Genomic DNA, 16,396 nt, shown 5'->3' with positions numbered 1-16,396 from the left:
TACCTGGAAAAACGACAAAAACTGAAATTCATTCTTGTGCCTCCGTGACAAGTATCACCCAGGCAGGGCAGATAACACAAGCGAAACCTTCGTGCACTTCGTCGCCCACTCACCGAACCCGACTCGGCGCAGCCACTCCGGTCCGTCCCACTGAGCAGGAGATCGCGTGGCCCACCGCGTTTCGACGGGTAGAAAAGTCGGACAGGACGTGCATGTGTCCACCCCGCGCTGCCGCGCCCAAATCGGTTCGAGGTGATCGGTCGGATGTATATAGGGATCACGTCACCGGTGGTGGTAGGCCACCCGGCCACTCTCTCCGAGTGGGAACGCTCCGCAGGTATCACCGAACTCGCACGTGTCGCGGAGACCGCCGACGACCTCGGATTCCACCATCTCAGCTGCAGTGAACACGTCGCCGTGCCGACGGACGTCGCACGCGAACGCGGCGGCGTCTACTGGGATCCCCTCGCGACGTTCGGCTACCTCGCCGCGCGGACCTCACGGATCCGGCTCAACACCCGGGTCCTCGTCCTCGGCTATCACCACCCCCTCGAAATCGCGAAGCGCTACGGCACCCTCGACACCGTCAGCGGCGGCCGGCTGATTCTCGGTCTGGGAGTCGGAAGCCTCGAAGAAGAATTCGACCTCCTCGGAGCATCCTTCGCCGACCGCGGCGCACGTGCCGACGAAGCGCTCACCGCCCTGCGCGTCTCCATGTCGACCCCGACACCCGAATTCCACGGCACCTACTACGACTTCGCCGACATCCGTGTCCAACCACATGCGATCCAGCCCCGTGTCCCGTTCTGGATCGGCGGGCGCACCGCTCGTTCCCTGCGACGCGCGACGACCCTCGGCGACGGCTGGTTGCCGTTCGGGCTCACCATCGAACAGACCGAGTCGATGCTGGCGAAAGTGGAGCTTCCGCACGATTTCGAGGTCGTGCTCGCCACCGGCAACCCCCTCGATCCGCTCGGTGCACCCGAGCAGACGCTGCGCGCGCTCGACCGCCGCAGACAGGCCGGAGCAACCATCGTGAGCGCGGCCGTCTCCGCCACTGGTGTCGAGCACTATTGCGACCAAGTGCACGCGCTGCGCGATCTCGCCACCCAGATCGGAGCTGTGTTCGACGCACCTGACGAAACGGCACCTTGCCAGTGACGCGAACGCTCTCCCCTCTGTTCCGGCCCCTGTCGATCCGGTCGCTCGAGCTACCCAACCGCATCGTGATGTCACCGATGACGCGCTCACACTCCCCCGGCGGAGTACCCGGACCCGACGTCGCCGAGTACTACCGGCGACGGGCAGCGGGTGGTACGGGGCTGATCGTCACCGAGGGCGCCGCGATCGGACATCCCACCGCGGTCGACAACCCGCGCGTCCCCCGTATGCACGGCGACGACGCACTCGAGGGCTGGCAGCGTGTGGTCGACGCAGTGCATGCCGAGGGCGGCCGGATCATCCCGCAGCTGTGGCACGTCGGACCGCTCTGGGGAGCGATGAGCTCGGACGTCGATCCCGCTCTCACCCCGATGCGTCCGTCCGGGATCTGGGGCGAGGTCGGCTTGACCTCCTACTCCGAGGAGTACGTCGCGCGGGCATCCGAGCCGTGCCGCGCTATGACCGAGGAGGACATCGCCGACGTCATCGCCGCCTACACCCGGGCGGCACGCAACGCCCTCGAGGCCGGGTTCGACGGTATCGCACTGCACGGTGGGCACGGCTACCTGCTCGATTCGTTCCTGTGGGGCTCCACCAACCGGCGCGACGACGAGTGGGGCGGCGATCTCGCACGTCGCACCCGTTTTCCCGCCGCGGTGGTGGCATCCATCCGGTCCGCGATCGGCGAGGGCTCCCCGCTCTTCTTCCGCTTCTCACAGCACAAGCAGCAGGACTACCGGGCGCGGATCGCGCAGACCCCCGACGAATTGCGGACGATCCTGCGCGCGTTGGCCGATGCCGGCGTCGATGTCTTCGACGCGAGCATCCGCCGCTTCGACGCCGCCGTCTTCGAGGGCAGCGACCTCTCGCTGGCCGGGTGGGCCAAGAAGCTGACCGGCGCGATGTCCATGGCGGTCGGCAGCGTCGGAATCGGGACAAGCCTCCGCGAGAACCGTGCTGGCAGTACGGCTTCCAGCGTCGACAATATTCCCGAGCTCGAGGCAAGACTCTCTGGTGAGGAGTTCGATCTCGCCGCCATCGGCCGGCTCCACCTCGCCGATCCTTCGCTCGCAACCACGCTCCGCGACGGTTCGGCACTACCGGAGTTCGATCGGTCGGTACACGAAGCCACCCTCACCTGACGATCGGTCCACCGACACCACTTTCGCCAGTCCCGATCCCCTCGGCGCCCCGACCTTGCTGTCCCAGCCAACGGGAGATCACGTCGTCGGCAATGCCACGCACGTTAGCGTGGGCGTCGCACCCCGTTCGTTTCATATCGAAGGAAAACCGCCATGACATCCGTTCAAACGCCGGTGAGCACGCGTGCGGTGGCGGTCACCGTGGCCGCCGTCGTACGAGAGACTGCCGACGCATGCTCGCTGGTATTCGACATCCCCGCGGACGCGAAAGACCGGTTCATCTACAAACCCGGCCAGTTCCTGACCCTCCGCATCCCGAGCGATCGGACGGGCTCGGTGGCGCGCTGCTACTCGCTCGCGAGCTCGCCTCACTGCGACGACCGGCTCAAGGTCACGGTCAAGCGCACGGTCGACGGATACGGATCGAACTGGTTGTGCGACAACGTCTCGTCCGGTGATGAACTCGTGGTGCTGCCGCCGGCCGGTGTGTTCACCCCGAGCAGCCTCGACGACAAACTGTTGTTGTGCGCGGCGGGTAGCGGAATCACGCCGGTGATGTCGATCCTCAAGTCGGCGCTCGCGGCCGGCAACCGCAACATCGTCGTGTTCTACGCCAACCGCGACGAGAACTCCGTCATCTTCGCGCAGGAACTGCGCGATCTGGCGCTCCGTCACCCCGGCGCCTTCACCGTTCTGCACTGGCTCGAAACCGTGCAGGGCCTACCCGTCACGGGTCAGCTCACAGCGTTGCTCTCGCCGTACGCCGGGCATCATGCGTACATGTGCGGCCCGCAGCCGTTCATGGATGCGGTACGCGACGGACTCGGGGCGGCCGGGATGCCGTCGGACCGGATCCACGCCGAGGTGTTCACGTCCCTGACCGGAGACCCCTTCGCCGAGATCGACCCGATCGAGGTGTCGGACGACGACGAGACCGCTTCCGTTCAGGTGAGCCTCGACGGCGAGAACCACGAACTGTCGTGGCCTCGTTCCGCAACCCTCGTCGATGTCATGCTCTCCAAGGGTCTCGACGTACCGTACTCCTGCCGTGAGGGCGAATGTGGTTCGTGCGCATGCACGGTCGTGTCCGGCAAGGTCGACATGCCCGAGTCGGCGATCCTCGACGACGACGACGTCGCCAGCGGATACGTGCTCGCGTGTCAGGCCCGTCCGATCAGCGACAGCATCGAGATCGAGTTCTGACCGAGCCAACTCGAACATGTTGAAGGGCCGGTGAGGTGTCCACCTCACCGGCCCTTCAACAGAGTTTCAGCGGTTCAGCAGTGCCCGCATCGCCTTCGCGGCGCCGTGCACCATCCTGTCACGGGGGAAGCCACTGCGCTTGATCGCCGCATCGTAGTTGCCGCCCGCGACCCACACCGGGCCGTCCGCCAGATGCTTCAGCCCCTCACGCGCCACATCCTCAGGCTCCGATACCACCATGCCCGGGACGTCGAAGTTCAGGCCGGCGCGCTCCATGGCGGGTGTACGGGTGACACCGAGGACCAACTCGACCACGTGCACGTTGTACGGCTCGAGTTCGATCCACAGACTCTCTGCAAAGACCCGGCTGAACGCCTTCGACGCGGCGTAGATGCTCTGATGCTCCGAGCCCATGTAGCCGGCCAAGGACCCGAGCAGCATGATGCCGCCGCGACCCATCTCCTTCATGCGCGACCCGAAAAGGTGCGACAACTCGATCTGACGATGCACGTTCAGTTCGATCACGCCGCGGAACCCGTCGAGGTCGCCGGTGACGAACTCGTGGCCGTAGCTGTTGGCTCCGGCGTTGAAGATGAACAGGCCAACCTCGAGTTCGGCGGTCGCCGACCGGATCGTCTCGACAGCGTCGGCCGTGAGTAGGTCCAAGGAGAGCGTGCGCACTTCACCGCCGTGCGCACGCACCTTTGCCGCGGTGTCCTCGAGAGGCCCCGGCTTGCGGGCGATGAGCAGCAGGTCGAATCCGGCGCGGGCAAGTTCGTCGGCGAAGGCCGCACCGACGCCCTCGGAACCACCGGCGATCACCGCCCATCGTCCGTAGCGGGCGCGGTCGATCGAAATTGGTTCGGTCATCAAGATCCTTCGAAAGCGGTTGTTGTGCTTGACGAGCGAGCTCCTGGACGAGCGAGCTACTGAACGATCGGCGCCGGGACGGGCGCGTCGTCGAGGATGTCGATCAGCCCGTCGGAGGCGGCGCGGGTGATGGTGGCCGTCATCGACGGGCACATCGGCGCCGGCGCACCCGGGCGCCGGGGCGCCTGAACCCCGGCCCCGGATTCCCGGTCCCGATACTGATGACACTGCCGACGCGACTGCTGGTCCCACTGCACCTCGGTGTGTTCCCAGCTGTTCTTCTTCACCAGCACCTGCGCCATGCAGTCCTTACACCTGAGGGGCTGCATTCGCGTTCTCCGCATCGGCCTTCGCGGCGACGTTGGCTTCGACTTCCTTCATCCAAGCAGCGACCGGCCGGGTGGTGTCCATCTCGAATTCGAAGCGGTCGGTCATCTCCGGCAAGATGTCGTCGACGTCGACGTAGAACTGTTCGTACCAGCGACGCAGCTGGTAGACCGGCCCGTCCTCCTCGCACAGGAGCGGGTTCTCGATCCGGGTCTTGTTCTTCCAGATCTCGATGTCCTGCTCGAAACCGCGCGCGATGAACTTACCGAACTTCTGCGCGGTCTCCAGGGCTGCATCGCCTTCGAGCTTGTCGGACTTCTTGACGATCATCCCGTACATCAGCACGAACTTGTCGGCCGAGATCGGGTAGTGGCAGTTGAGCAGCACCGATTCGACGTCGTAGCCCTCGTACTCGTACTTCAGATCGTCGATCATGAACGACGGGCCGAAGTACGATGCCTCGGAACGGCTACCGAGCAATTTCGGCTGTCCCGGAGTGTTCGGGCGCATATCGTCACGGGCCTTGCCCTTCATGACCTGCGTCGCCACGTGACCTTCGAAGATGTTCTTGAAGTACACGGGGAACGAGTAGTGCACGTAGAAGAAGTGCGCCATGTCGACGATGTTGTCGATGATCTCGCGGCAGTTGGTGTCGACCTCGGTGGTGTACCAGATCCAGTCGGTCCACTCGTCGCTGTTCGCGCCTTCGATCCGGGGGATCGCGAAGTCGTCCGTCGGCGGATTACCCTGCGGGTCGTGCCAGACGAAGAACAGTCCGTCCTGCTCGAGGGTGTGCCACGAACGGGTCTTCGCGACCGGGGGTACACGACGGGCGTACGGGATCTCCTTGCAGCGGCCGTTGCCGCCCCATCGCCAGTCGTGGAACGGGCAGGCGACGTTGTCGCCCTTGACGGTGCCCTGACTCAGGTCGCCGCCCATGTGACGGCAGTATCCGTCGAGCACCTTCAGCTCGCCTTTGCTGTCCGCCCATGCGACGAGCTTCGTGCCGAACGCCTCGATGGAATGCGGTTTGCCGTCCTTGAAGGACTCCGCCAATCCGAGGCAGTGCCATCCGCGAGCGAAGCGGGTAGGAGCGGAGCCGACGACGATTTCGCGGATTTCGGTGTTACCGGAAGTATCCAGGCTCACGGTCGTCCGTCCTTTCGGAAGTAGTGATCGAGTGAGCGGAACTCTTGTTCCGTTCGTGGCGCGGACTCGTCGCGGGCTGCGAGACAAGTCCTGGTGAGGCTGTACGAACGTCACGGTAGGTGGGTGATGTCGCCGCTGAGCTGCGGATCCCGCTCGGTGAGACCATCGCGCGGCTGCCGTGACAGCCGCGGCCCACCGCGACCTACGCGGAGGTCAACGGCGCCGGCAGCAGCGCGGCCCGGCCTTGCTCGGTGAAGTCGCGTTCGATCTGCGTGCGCGCCTCATCGTCGAGCAGAACGTATTCGGGGGTACGGCCCACCCGGACGTACACCGGGTCGGCGGCGCTCCACGCGGCGGCGCGCAGCGGCGCCTTGTCGATTTTGTTGCTGCCGGTGAGGGGAATGTGGTCGGTCACACGCACGAAGCGCGGCCACCACTTGTCACCCATATCCGGCTGCTCGGCGAGTATCTGCCCGAATACCTGCGGATCGAACACCGCACCGGCATCGAGCTCGACCGCGCACATCACCTGATCGCCCGTCGCAGGGTCCGGGACCGCGAACACCGGCGCCGACAAGATGCCGGGAATTCGTACCAGGATGCGCTCGACGGGTGCTGCCGAGAAATTCTCGCTGTCCACACGCAACCAATCCGATGCGCGGCCGGCGAAGTAGAAAAATCCATCGGCGTCGCGGTAGGCGAGGTCGCCGGACCAGAAGTCGTCGCCTTTGACACGTTCGGCGGCGGCCCCCGGGTTCTTGTAGTAGCCCTCGAAGGCGGCGGCGCCGCCGATCGCAACTATCTGCCCGACGGCCTCGGAGTTGAGCAACCGGCCGGCGGTGTCGAACTGTGCGCGGGGGCATTCCTCGCCGGAGTTCTCGTCCAGGACCCGCACATCGGCGCCGCCCGGCGCCACCCCCAGCGACCCGGCAGGGGTGTCCGGGGTGCGGTTGATACGGAAAACGCCCTCGCTCGAGCCGTAACCCTCGATCACGGTGCACCCGAATCGCTCGGAGAACCGGGCAACATCGACCTCGGATGCTTCGGTGCCGAAGGCGACGTCGAGAGTCCCGGTGCGGTCACGCGGATCTTCGGGTTTGTTGAGCACGTACGACAACGCACGTCCGACGTAGTTGACGAAGGTCGCGCCGTAACGGTGGATGTCGTCGGAGAACCGGCTGGTCGAAAACTTCCGGATCAGGCCGACTGTTGCGCCGACGCGCATGGCGGTGCCGAGATTGAGCATGACGGCGTTGCCGTGGAACAGTGGCATACACAGGTACGCCACCGAGTCGCGGCGCATCTGCGTGCGCTCGACGAGGACGTCGAGGAGCTTGCCGAGCCTGCCCTGCGTGACGATCACTGCCTTCGGCCGACCCGTCGACCCGGAACTGAACAGCAGCAGAGCGATGTCGCCGGGGGCGGGCAAGGTCTCGGGCAGGCCGGCGCCGCGATGCGGTTCGAGGAAACGCTGGTATTCGGGCGAGTCGATGTCGAGGATCCGGCTGGCGGGCAGACCGTGGCCGGTGTCGTCCACGAGGTGCGCGAGGCGCGATTCGGTGATGACGACATCCACGTCGGCCTGCCGGATGTCGTCGGCGATCTCCGCTCCGCTGCGACTCGCATTGATGCCCACCACCACGGCACCGGCGAGCGCACCGGCCCCGATCCAGAACACGAAATCCGGGACGTTCTCGAGAAGAACACCGATGTGTCGCCGACGATCGGCAGGTTCTTCGACGGCGGCGGTGAGCGCAGCCGCACGGTCGGCGCTCTCCTGAACCACCTGGTCCCAGGTCCATTGCCGGTCCTCGAACCGCAAGCCGGTCTTGTCGTCGCCTTTGCGAGAACACACTACTTCCGCGAACGTGTCCAACTTTTCCTCCAGAAAGGTTCGGTCCTGCGCGAGGGCGGTCAGGCGAACGTCGCGCGCCCGCCCGACACCACGGCGTTGTCGCCGGCGCGGACATCGAATTGCAGATCGGTGCTCTCGCCCCAGACGCGGATCTCGTGGTCGTCGCCGGGGAAGGCGGGGGCCGCGAAACGTCCGGACAGCGCCGTCAGGTCTGCCGGGTGCGCGCCGAGAGCGCGGGCCAGCGGAATCGTCGACGCGGCGAGCGTGCACAGTCCGTGCATGATCGGGCGCGGCTGCCCGATGTACGCCGCAGCCTCGGGATCGATGTGGATGTGGTGCCGGTCGCCGGTCAATCGGTACAGCGCCGCCTGATCCTCGCGGGTGTGCAGGTTGACCGTGAACTCCGGTTCGCCGTCGGGTGCGGGCGCTGCCGACGGTCCGCGTTCACCACCGAACCCGCCCGCGCCCGGCGCGAACAGCGACCATGTGGCGGCGAAGAACTCCGATTCGACCAGGACCTCGAACACCGCGGCACGACCCTTGTCCCACACCTCGCCGACCTTGGCCGACATCGTGAGTTCACCCGCCCGCGGCAACGGTGCGCGAACCTCGAGACGTTGCGACCCGTGCACTGCGGTGCGGGTGTCGAACCCACCGCGAGTACCGAGCTCGTCGGGTGCCCACTGCGCGAGTGTGAGGGCGAAGGTCGGGAGCACTCGGAGCCGGTCCTCGAACACGAGATCGAGGTCGGTCGCGGGCGCTCCGACCGCGAGGGCATAGAGGATCGCGTCGCTCTCGTCGTAACGGACGGTGCGCGAACCCAGTTCGACGCCGCGCCAGCGAGCGGCCGACGAGTCTTCGATGATGGTCATGTCGGTCGGTCCTTTCTCCACTGTGAGCAGGCTAAGTGGGGCCGTGACCGCCCTCCTCGAATATCTCACTCACCGGTACATTCGAAGGTCGTGGTCCGGAGCATGAGAGCCTTTCGCGACACGTAAGCGCCGTCGAGGAGGGGAGAGTTCATGACCGTCCCGTCTGATCCGCGGCCGTTCCTGGACCAGCTGATTTCTCGTCTCACGGGCCGGGGTGGGGCCTTCGAGATCGTCATGGGTGAGGTTCTGGGCACCGAGATGCCGGTGATGAAGCACCGGGCGCGGGCAGTCGCCGACCTGCTGTCGCAGTCGCTCGCGTGGGGGGACAGAGAGTATCTCGTCACGTCGGAGCGCAGAATCACGTTCGCCGAGCACGCGCGGGAGGCCTACGCGCTCGCCGCCGCGCTACGTGAACGTTACGGAGTTGCGGTCGGCGACCGGGTCGCTATCCTCTCGGCTAATCGACCCGAATGGGTTACTGCTTTCTGGGCGACGCAGGCGCTGGGCGCCATCACCGTGGGGCTCAATGCGTGGTGGGTGCGGCCAGAAATCGAGTTCGGGATCCGGTACTCGCGTCCGCGGGTGGTGTTCGTGGACGAACAACGTGCCGAAGCCGTTGCCGCTATGGGCGCGAGCGACGCGATCGTCCTCACCATCGAGGATGACATGCCGCGGTTGATCGGAGAGTTCGCCGGTGCGCAGCCTCCCCCGCCGAGGGTCGATGAGGATGATCCGGCGGTGCTTCTGTTCACCTCCGGCACGAGCGGTGAGCCCAAGGGTGCATTGCATTCGCAGCGGAATCTGCTGGCGGTGGCCGACTATCACCGCTACTCCGACGCGATCACCGCCGCCTGGTCCGGGGAGCAGTACGCACACGGCGTCCCCTCCGATACCCGCCATCTACTCACCTCCTCGCTGTGCCACATCACGAGCCTGCACAACACCGTGGTGCCCCGCCTAGCGGCCGGCAGCACCGTTGTCATGAACCAGGGCTGGCTCGGAATCCGGCCCGTACTGGAACTCATCGAAAGCGAACAGGTCACTCATTGGAATGCCGTTCCGTCGATGGCGGCGCGCATGCTGGAAGTCGACGATCTCGACCGGTACGACCTCACGTCACTGATCGGGTTCACGTTGTCCTCGGAACCGTCGACCCCCGAGCTCAAACAGCGCATCCGCGAGAGGTTGCCCTTCGGCAGCCATGCCGTCGTCGACAACTACACGATCACCGAATGCAGCACCTCGATCACTGCCGCAACTGCCGCGTCGCTCCACGAATATCCAGGGACAGTCGGCGAACCGGTGATCACGGTGAGCCTCGAGATCCGTGACCAACACGGAGGATGGCTCCCCGACGGTCAGCTCGGCGAGGTGTGTGTGCGCAGCCCGTTCGTGATGCTCGGGTACTGGGACGACCCCGAGGCCACCGCGGAGGCGATCACCGCCGACCGGTGGCTGCGGACCGGTGATTACGGCATTGTCGAGGGCGGCCGGTTACGGCTCCTCGGGCGGCGGGCCGATCTCATCGAACAGAACGGGGAATCGATCTACCCATCGGAGGTCGAGCGAGCACTCGGAGGCCACCCTGCGGTGCGTGAATGCCTGGTCAGCGGCGTGTCGCATCCTGAGTGGGGGCAGGAGGTGTGCGCCGTCGTCGTACTGAATCCAGGGTCGTCCACGACGAAGGAAGAGCTGACGGCCTATGTCGCCGATCGCCTCGCGTACTTCAAGGTGCCCACCCGCTGGCGGCTCACGCGGGATCTGCTGCCTCGGAACACCACCGGCAAGATCGTCCGACGCCGCTTTCCCGGGGACGACCTGCCCGGATACTGATCTGCAACTCGATGTCGCTGCATCGGAGAACGGGCATGTGCTAACTTACCAAGCAATCGCTTGGTTTGGTACCGAAGTAAGGAATACGCCATGGGCATCGCCTCCACCTCCGACGGAGCGGGGATCACCACGGTCACCGTCGACTTCCCGCCCGTGAACGCACTCCCCTCCGCCGCATGGTTCGAGCTTGCCGACGCCATCGTGGCCGCCGGCAAGGACATGAGCACGCACGTCGTCGTCCTGCGCGCCGAGGGTCGCGGCTTCAACGCCGGCGTCGACATCAAGGAAATGCAGGCCACCGAAGGCTTCGATGCCCTCATCGCCGCCAATCACGGCTGCGCCGCCGCCTTCGCCGCGGTATACGACTGCGAGGTCCCCGTCGTCGTCGCGGTCAACGGCTTCTGCGTCGGAGGCGGCATCGGACTCGTGGGCAACGCGGATGTCATCGTCGCATCCGACGACGCGGTGTTCGGGCTCCCCGAGGTCGACCGTGGCGCTCTGGGCGCCGCAACGCACCTCGCGCGCCTCGTGCCGCAGCACCTGATGCGGACGCTGTACTACACCGCGCAGAACGTCACGGCGCAGCAGCTCGAGCACTTCGGGTCCGTCTACAAAGTGGTTCCGCGCGAGGAGCTCGATGCCGCCGCCCTCGAGGTCGCAGGCATGATCGCCGCAAAAGACACCCGCGTCATCCGCCGGGCCAAGGAAGCGATCAACCGGATCGATCCGGTCGATGTGAAGACCGCATACCGCATCGAGCAGGGCTTCACCTTCGAATTGAACCTCGCCGGTGTCGCCGACGAACACCGCGACGAGTTCGTCGCCACGGGTAAGCCCCGAAGCAACCACTGAGTAGTACGAGAACTGGGCAGTACAGAGAACTGAGCAGTACGAGAAGGAGCTTGAACACTCATGCGTGACAAGAGGATGTCGCTCGACGAGGTCGTCGGCGAACTGCGCAGCGGAATGACCATCGGTCTCGGTGGCTGGGGTTCGCGTCGCAAGCCCATGGCGTTCGTCCGCGCGATTCTGCGTTCGGACATCAAGGACCTGACCGTCGTCACGTACGGCGGACCCGACCTGGGTCTACTGTGCTCGGCCGGCAAGGTCAAGAAGGCGTACTACGGCTTCGTGTCGCTCGACTCGGCACCGTTCTACGACCCCTGGTTCGCGAAGGCCCGTACCTCCGGCGAACTCGTCGCCCGCGAAATGGACGAGGGCATGGTCAAGTGCGGTCTCGAAGCCGCTGCCGCGCGTCTGCCGTTCCTGCCGATCCGCGCCGGACTCGGCTCCGACGTGCAGGCCTTCTGGGGCGACGAACTGCAGACCGTCACCTCCCCGTACGCCGACGAATCCGGCAAGCGCGAGACCCTGATCGCGATGCCCGCGCTGAACCTCGACGCTTCGTTCGTACACCTGAACATCGGCGACAAACACGGCAACGCCGGCTACCAGGGCGTCGACCCCTACTTCGACGATCTCTACTGCATGGCCGCCGAGAAGCGGTACGTCTCCGTCGAGAAGGTCGTCGAGACCGAGCAGCTCGTCAAGGAAGTTCCGCTGCAGCAGCTGCTGCTCAATCGCCTGATGGTCGACGGTGTCGTCGAGGCACCGAACGGCGCCCACTTCACCCTCGCCGGCGACTCGTACGGTCGCGACGAGAAGTTCCAGCGCCACTACGCCGAGGCCGCGAAGACCCCCGAGTCGTGGCAGGCATTCGTCGACCGGTTCCTCTCGGGCACCGAGGACGAGTACCAGGCCGCCGTGAAGAAGTTTGCAGAGGAGCAGGCATGACCACCACCGAAACCGTGACCCGCGCCGAGTACTGTGCGATCGCCTGTGCCGAGATCTTCTCCGGTGCAGGGGAAATCGTCGCAAGCCCGATGGCGACGCTCCCGCAGATCGGCGCTCGCCTGGCCAAGCTCACCACGGAACCGGACCTGGTGATCACCGACGGTGAGGCGCTCATCCTCGCCGAGGTACCCGCGCTCGGCGCGAAGGCCCCGGTGGAAGGCTGGATGCCGTTCCGCAAGGTGTTCGACGTCGTTGCGTCGGGTCGCAGGCACGTGGTGATGGGCGCGAACCAGATCGACCGGTACGGCAACCAGAACCTCTCCGCTTTCGGCCCGCTCCAGCAGCCGACGCGTCAGATGTTCGGCGTGCGCGGCGCGCCGGGCAACAGCATCAACCACGCCACCAGTTACTGGGTCGGCAAGCACTCCACTCGCGTCTTCACTGACAAGGTCGACGTCGTGTGTGGCGTCGGCTACGACAAGATCGACCCCGAGAACCCCGCGTTCCGTTTCCTCGACATCCCCCGCGTGGTCACCAACCTCGGCGTCTTCGACTTCGGCGGCCCGGACCACACCTTCCGCGCTGTGACCCTGCACCCGGGTGTCGACGCCGACACCGTCACCACCAACACGTCGTTCGAGGTCGCCGGTCTCGCCGAGGCAGGCGTGACCCGCGAGCCCACCGCCGAAGAGCTGCGGCTGATCCGCGAGGTCATCGACCCGAAGAGCCTGCGCGACCGAGAGGTCTCGCTGTGAGCAACGGGGGAACTGCACAGCTCCTGCGCACCCCGCTGACCGAACTCGTCGGCATCGAGCACCCCATCGTCCAGACGGGCATGGGGTGGGTGTCGGGTCCGCGCCTGACCGCCGCGACATCGAATGCCGGCGGTCTGGGCATTCTTGCGTCCGCGACGATGACCTACCCGGAACTCGAAGCGGCAGTGGCGAAGACGAAATCGCTGACCGACAAGCCGTTCGGTGTGAACATGCGCGCCGATGCGTCGGATGCGGGTGAGCGTATCGATCTGCTGATCCGCGAGAAGGTCAAGGTCGCGTCGTTCGCGCTGGCCCCCAAGAAGGAACTCATCTCGAAGCTCAAGGATCACGGCATCGTCGTGGTTCCGTCGATCGGAGCCGCCAAGCATGCGGTGAAGGTCGCGTCGTGGGGTGCGGACGCGGTGATCGTGCAGGGCGGTGAGGGCGGTGGTCACACCGGCCCGGTCGCCACCACGCTGCTGCTACCCAGCGTGCTCGACGCCGTCGACATCCCCGTGATCGCCGCAGGTGGATTCTTCGACGGTCGCGGCCTCGCCGCAGCGCTGTCGTACGGTGCGGCCGGTGTCGCGATGGGCACCCGCTTCCTGCTCACCCGCGACAGCGCGGTCCCCGATTCGGTGAAGCAGCAGTACCTCACCCGCGGACTGCAGGACACCACCGTCTCCCTCAAGGTCGACGGAATGCCCCACCGCGTTCTCAACACCGAGCTGGTGAACAGCCTCGAGAAGTCCAGCTACGTCAAGGGACTCGTGGCGGCCGCGCGGAACGCGACGAAGTTCAAGTCGATGACCGGCATGAAGTGGTCCACCCTCGTCAAGGACGGACTTGCCATGAAGAAGGCGAGCGACCGTACCTGGCAGCAGATCATCATGGCAGCCAACACACCCATGCTGCTCAAAGCCGGTCTCGTCGAAGGTAATACCGAGGCCGGTGTGCTTGCCTCGGGCCAGGCCGTGGGCATGGTCGACGATCTGCCGAGCTGCGCTGAGCTGATCGACCGGATCATGACCGATGCCGTCGCGCGCATCGACGCGGTCGGTGCACTGCGGGCCTCCAAGAACGTCGTCTGACGAAGCTCGCAGCCCTGGAGTAAAGTTCGCAGCCCTGGTGGATGACCACCAGGGCTGCGAGCTTTACATTTGCCCTGCCTACTTCTGTTCACGGTCGCAGCATGCGCACGATCATCTCCACCGTCCGCGCAGCCGGGTCGGGTCGGGAGTCGGTGATCGGCACGACGATGCGCGTCCAAACCGCGCCGAGGAGCATGTCGAACACGTCGTTGGGATCGATCGTCGGATCGACGGTACCCGGTGGCGCAGCTTCCAGTATCGCGAAGAACTGGGGCCGCACCGAGACGCGCTGATAGGCCGCGCCGTGACCGGCGCCGGACCGGCGATACGCCAGCAGGGGCCCCGCTGCCGCACGTGTCGCCGGATCACTGAACGTGCCGATGTACGCGCGGATGAATCGGTGCAGATCCTCTCGAAGATCCCCAGTCGGGTCCACCTGCAGCGGAGTCTCCATGGGGAAGGCCGCGTCCTCGATCAATTCGATCCGCGACGACCACCTGCGATAGATCGCCGACGCGTGAACACCCGACCGCGCTGCCACGGCCTGGATCGTTGTCGCCTCGAACCCCTGTTCGGCGAGCAGTTCGCGCGCGGCAGCAAGCGTCCGTTCGTCGATGCTGGTGTCGCGCGGTCTGCCCGGACGACGGGACGTGTCCACCATGCGGGCGATCGTACCCAGCCCCACTATTTCAGGAGATAGTCTTCTATATTTCTCCCGACCTTGCTAGCTTTTCTCTCCAGGACTGTGTGACTCGCCACACAATGAGGGAGATCAATGATCCGGCGCACTCTTACCACCGTCGTCGCGGCATGCTCGGCGCTACTACTCGTGGGGGCATGCGGTGCGCCCAACTCCGGCGGCAACTCGGACGAACCGGTCGGAGACCCGGTCTCCGGCGGCTCGGCCACCATGATCCAGGTACGTGAACCCATGTCGCTCGACCCCGCGGCGTTGAGCAACAACTGGGTCGGCCAGAGCCTCCTCGGAAACGCGCTCTACGGAACGTTGATGATCGACAATCCCGACACGCTCGAGATCGAATATCGGATGGCGACCGACTTCTCCACGGCCGACGGCGGCAACACGTTCACCCTCGAGCTGCAGCCGGGGCTGACTTTCACCGACGGCACTCCCCTCGACGCCGAAGCGGTGCACCTCAATTGGTTGCGCATCGCCGACCCCGACACGGGCTCGAGTTCCTTTCCACAGGCCTCCCAGATCTCCGCAACGGAGGTGGTCGACGACCTCACACTGAGGGTGGTCATGGCTGACCCGAATCCGATGTTCGCCTACTCGATCACGAACAGCACGCTGAACTGGATCGCCTCCCCCACCGCGCTGGAGAAGGGCAAGGACGCCTTCAACAACGCCCCGATCGGTGCGGGCCCGTTCACACTCACGGAGTGGCGTCGCCAGGATCGCATGGAATTCATACGCAACCCCGACTACTGGGATGCACCCCGGCCGTACCTCGACAGCATGACCCTCCTCAGTGTCCCCGACGGAAGCCAGCGGGTGAACATGCTCGCATCGGGCGGCGCCGATCTCGCGTCGGAAACCAGCTGGACGGCTCTTGCCAGAGCCGAGGATGCCGGGCTCAGCACCGAACTTGCGACCGTCGGTGGCGGGCAGTACTTCGCGATGAACACCCGACGTGCCCCATTCGACGACCCCCGTGCACGTCGTGCCGTCTCGATGGCACTGGATCTCGACGACATCAACGTCGCCGCGTTCGAAGGCACCGGCGACGTCCCGGAAACACTGTTCCCCGAGTCATCACCGTTCTACCAGGACATTCCGCTGGCCGAGAACAACCCCGAAGAGGCCCAGCGTCTGTTCGACGAGCTCGCCGCAGAAGGAAAGCCCGTCGACTTCACGTTCCTTGCAACGACATTGCCGGAGACCAAGGCAGCCGCGGAAGTCACCCAGGCGCAACTGGCCGCATACGACAACGTGACCGTGAACGTCGAGGCCGTCGATTTCGCCGCGTTCATTCCGCGCAACATCGCCCGCGACTACGACATGATGATCTCGTCGGCGAATGTCCAGGAACCCGATTCCACGTTGTGGAACGCCTTCCACTCACGGTCGACGGGAAACGTCACCGGCGTCTCCGACCCCGAACTCGACGCGGCCCTCGATGCCGGCCGAGTGGGCACGACACCCGAGGAACGCGCCACCGCCTACGAGATCGTGCAGAAACGACTCACCGAAGTCGCCCCGGCCGTCTGGTACACACGGGCGGCTCCGGCGGTCATGACCACCGACAACATTCACGGCATCCGCATGTACTCGCTCGGTTCCCCGCTCCCCGCCGAAATGTGGGTCACGGGTTAACGACAC

15 protein-coding genes are annotated in these 16,396 nt (G+C 65.5%); 9 read left to right on the top strand and 6 right to left on the bottom strand.

Annotated elements, in window-relative coordinates; genetic code table 11:
• The first annotated feature begins 264 nt into the window (after positions 1-264).
• From ACZI8W_RS03545 to ACZI8W_RS03535, 3 genes are all read left to right on the top strand, one after another.
• Positions 265-1,161: an LLM class F420-dependent oxidoreductase gene (locus tag ACZI8W_RS03545; RefSeq protein WP_463367109.1), complete on the top strand. Its 897-nt coding sequence runs from the start codon at positions 265-267 to the stop codon at positions 1,159-1,161.
• The gene (locus ACZI8W_RS03540; RefSeq protein ID WP_463367108.1) at positions 1,158-2,303 is read left to right on the top strand and encodes an NADH:flavin oxidoreductase; all 1,146 of its coding nucleotides are present in this window, start codon (positions 1,158-1,160) and stop codon (positions 2,301-2,303) included. Before ACZI8W_RS03545 ends, ACZI8W_RS03540 begins: the two co-directional genes overlap by 4 nt.
• A gap of 153 nt (positions 2,304-2,456) precedes the next feature.
• Positions 2,457-3,506: a 2Fe-2S iron-sulfur cluster-binding protein gene (locus ACZI8W_RS03535; protein WP_463367107.1), complete on the top strand. Its 1,050-nt coding sequence runs from the start codon at positions 2,457-2,459 to the stop codon at positions 3,504-3,506.
• Between the two features lie 66 nt (positions 3,507-3,572).
• On the opposite strand, the gene ACZI8W_RS03530 is transcribed toward ACZI8W_RS03535, so the two are convergent.
• The 5 genes from ACZI8W_RS03530 to ACZI8W_RS03510 form a co-directional block, all read right to left on the bottom strand.
• Positions 3,573-4,376 carry an SDR family NAD(P)-dependent oxidoreductase gene (locus tag ACZI8W_RS03530; RefSeq protein WP_463367106.1) on the bottom strand — a complete coding sequence of 268 codons (804 nt, stop codon included), beginning with the start codon at positions 4,374-4,376 and terminating at the stop codon, positions 3,573-3,575.
• Between the two features lie 56 nt (positions 4,377-4,432).
• Positions 4,433-4,705: a hypothetical protein gene (locus ACZI8W_RS03525; RefSeq protein WP_463367105.1), complete on the bottom strand. Its 273-nt coding sequence runs from the start codon at positions 4,703-4,705 to the stop codon at positions 4,433-4,435.
• The gene (locus tag ACZI8W_RS03520) at positions 4,686-5,852 is read right to left on the bottom strand and encodes a 3-ketosteroid-9-alpha-monooxygenase, oxygenase component (RefSeq protein ID WP_463367104.1); all 1,167 of its coding nucleotides are present in this window, start codon (positions 5,850-5,852) and stop codon (positions 4,686-4,688) included. The genes ACZI8W_RS03525 and ACZI8W_RS03520 overlap by 20 nt, the downstream gene beginning before the upstream one ends.
• A 202-nt stretch (positions 5,853-6,054) precedes the next feature.
• On the bottom strand, positions 6,055-7,728 hold the full coding sequence (locus ACZI8W_RS03515; protein WP_463367103.1) for an AMP-binding protein: 1,674 nt from the start codon (positions 7,726-7,728) through the stop codon (positions 6,055-6,057).
• Between the two features lie 38 nt (positions 7,729-7,766).
• Entirely contained in the window at positions 7,767-8,579 is an 813-nt protein-coding gene (locus ACZI8W_RS03510; protein ID WP_463367102.1) for a MaoC/PaaZ C-terminal domain-containing protein, read from the bottom strand.
• Positions 8,580-8,729: 150 nt separating this feature from the next.
• On the opposite strand from ACZI8W_RS03510, the gene casG reads away from it, so the two are divergent.
• From casG to ACZI8W_RS03485, 5 genes are all read left to right on the top strand, one after another.
• A complete protein-coding gene (gene casG / locus ACZI8W_RS03505) occupies positions 8,730-10,412 on the top strand; it encodes a steroid-24-oyl-CoA synthetase (protein WP_463367101.1) in 1,683 nt (560 codons plus the stop codon).
• Between the two features lie 90 nt (positions 10,413-10,502).
• Positions 10,503-11,264, top strand: a complete 762-nt coding sequence (gene echA20, locus ACZI8W_RS03500; RefSeq protein ID WP_463367100.1) for a (7aS)-7a-methyl-1,5-dioxo-2,3,5,6,7,7a-hexahydro-1H-indene-carboxyl-CoA hydrolase — start codon at positions 10,503-10,505, stop codon at positions 11,262-11,264.
• Positions 11,265-11,324: 60 nt separating this feature from the next.
• On the top strand, positions 11,325-12,206 hold the full coding sequence (gene ipdA, locus ACZI8W_RS03495) for a cholesterol ring-cleaving hydrolase subunit IpdA (protein WP_463367099.1): 882 nt from the start codon (positions 11,325-11,327) through the stop codon (positions 12,204-12,206).
• A complete protein-coding gene (locus ACZI8W_RS03490) occupies positions 12,203-12,961 on the top strand; it encodes a CoA-transferase subunit beta (RefSeq protein ID WP_463367098.1) in 759 nt (252 codons plus the stop codon). Before ipdA ends, ACZI8W_RS03490 begins: the two co-directional genes overlap by 4 nt.
• Positions 12,958-14,052 carry an NAD(P)H-dependent flavin oxidoreductase gene (locus ACZI8W_RS03485; protein ID WP_463367097.1) on the top strand — a complete coding sequence of 365 codons (1,095 nt, stop codon included), beginning with the start codon at positions 12,958-12,960 and terminating at the stop codon, positions 14,050-14,052. The genes ACZI8W_RS03490 and ACZI8W_RS03485 overlap by 4 nt, the downstream gene beginning before the upstream one ends.
• Before the next feature lie 88 nt (positions 14,053-14,140).
• On the opposite strand, the gene ACZI8W_RS03480 is transcribed toward ACZI8W_RS03485, so the two are convergent.
• Positions 14,141-14,713, bottom strand: coding sequence for a TetR/AcrR family transcriptional regulator (locus ACZI8W_RS03480; RefSeq protein WP_463367096.1), 573 nt, complete (start codon positions 14,711-14,713; stop codon positions 14,141-14,143).
• A gap of 114 nt (positions 14,714-14,827) precedes the next feature.
• On the opposite strand from ACZI8W_RS03480, the gene ACZI8W_RS03475 reads away from it, so the two are divergent.
• Positions 14,828-16,390, top strand: coding sequence for an ABC transporter substrate-binding protein (locus ACZI8W_RS03475; RefSeq protein ID WP_463367095.1), 1,563 nt, complete (start codon positions 14,828-14,830; stop codon positions 16,388-16,390).
• The last annotated feature ends 6 nt before the right edge of the window (positions 16,391-16,396 follow it).

It is taken from the genome of Rhodococcus ruitaii (assembly GCF_055230935.1).
This window is presented reverse-complemented; position numbering and strand designations above follow the sequence as displayed.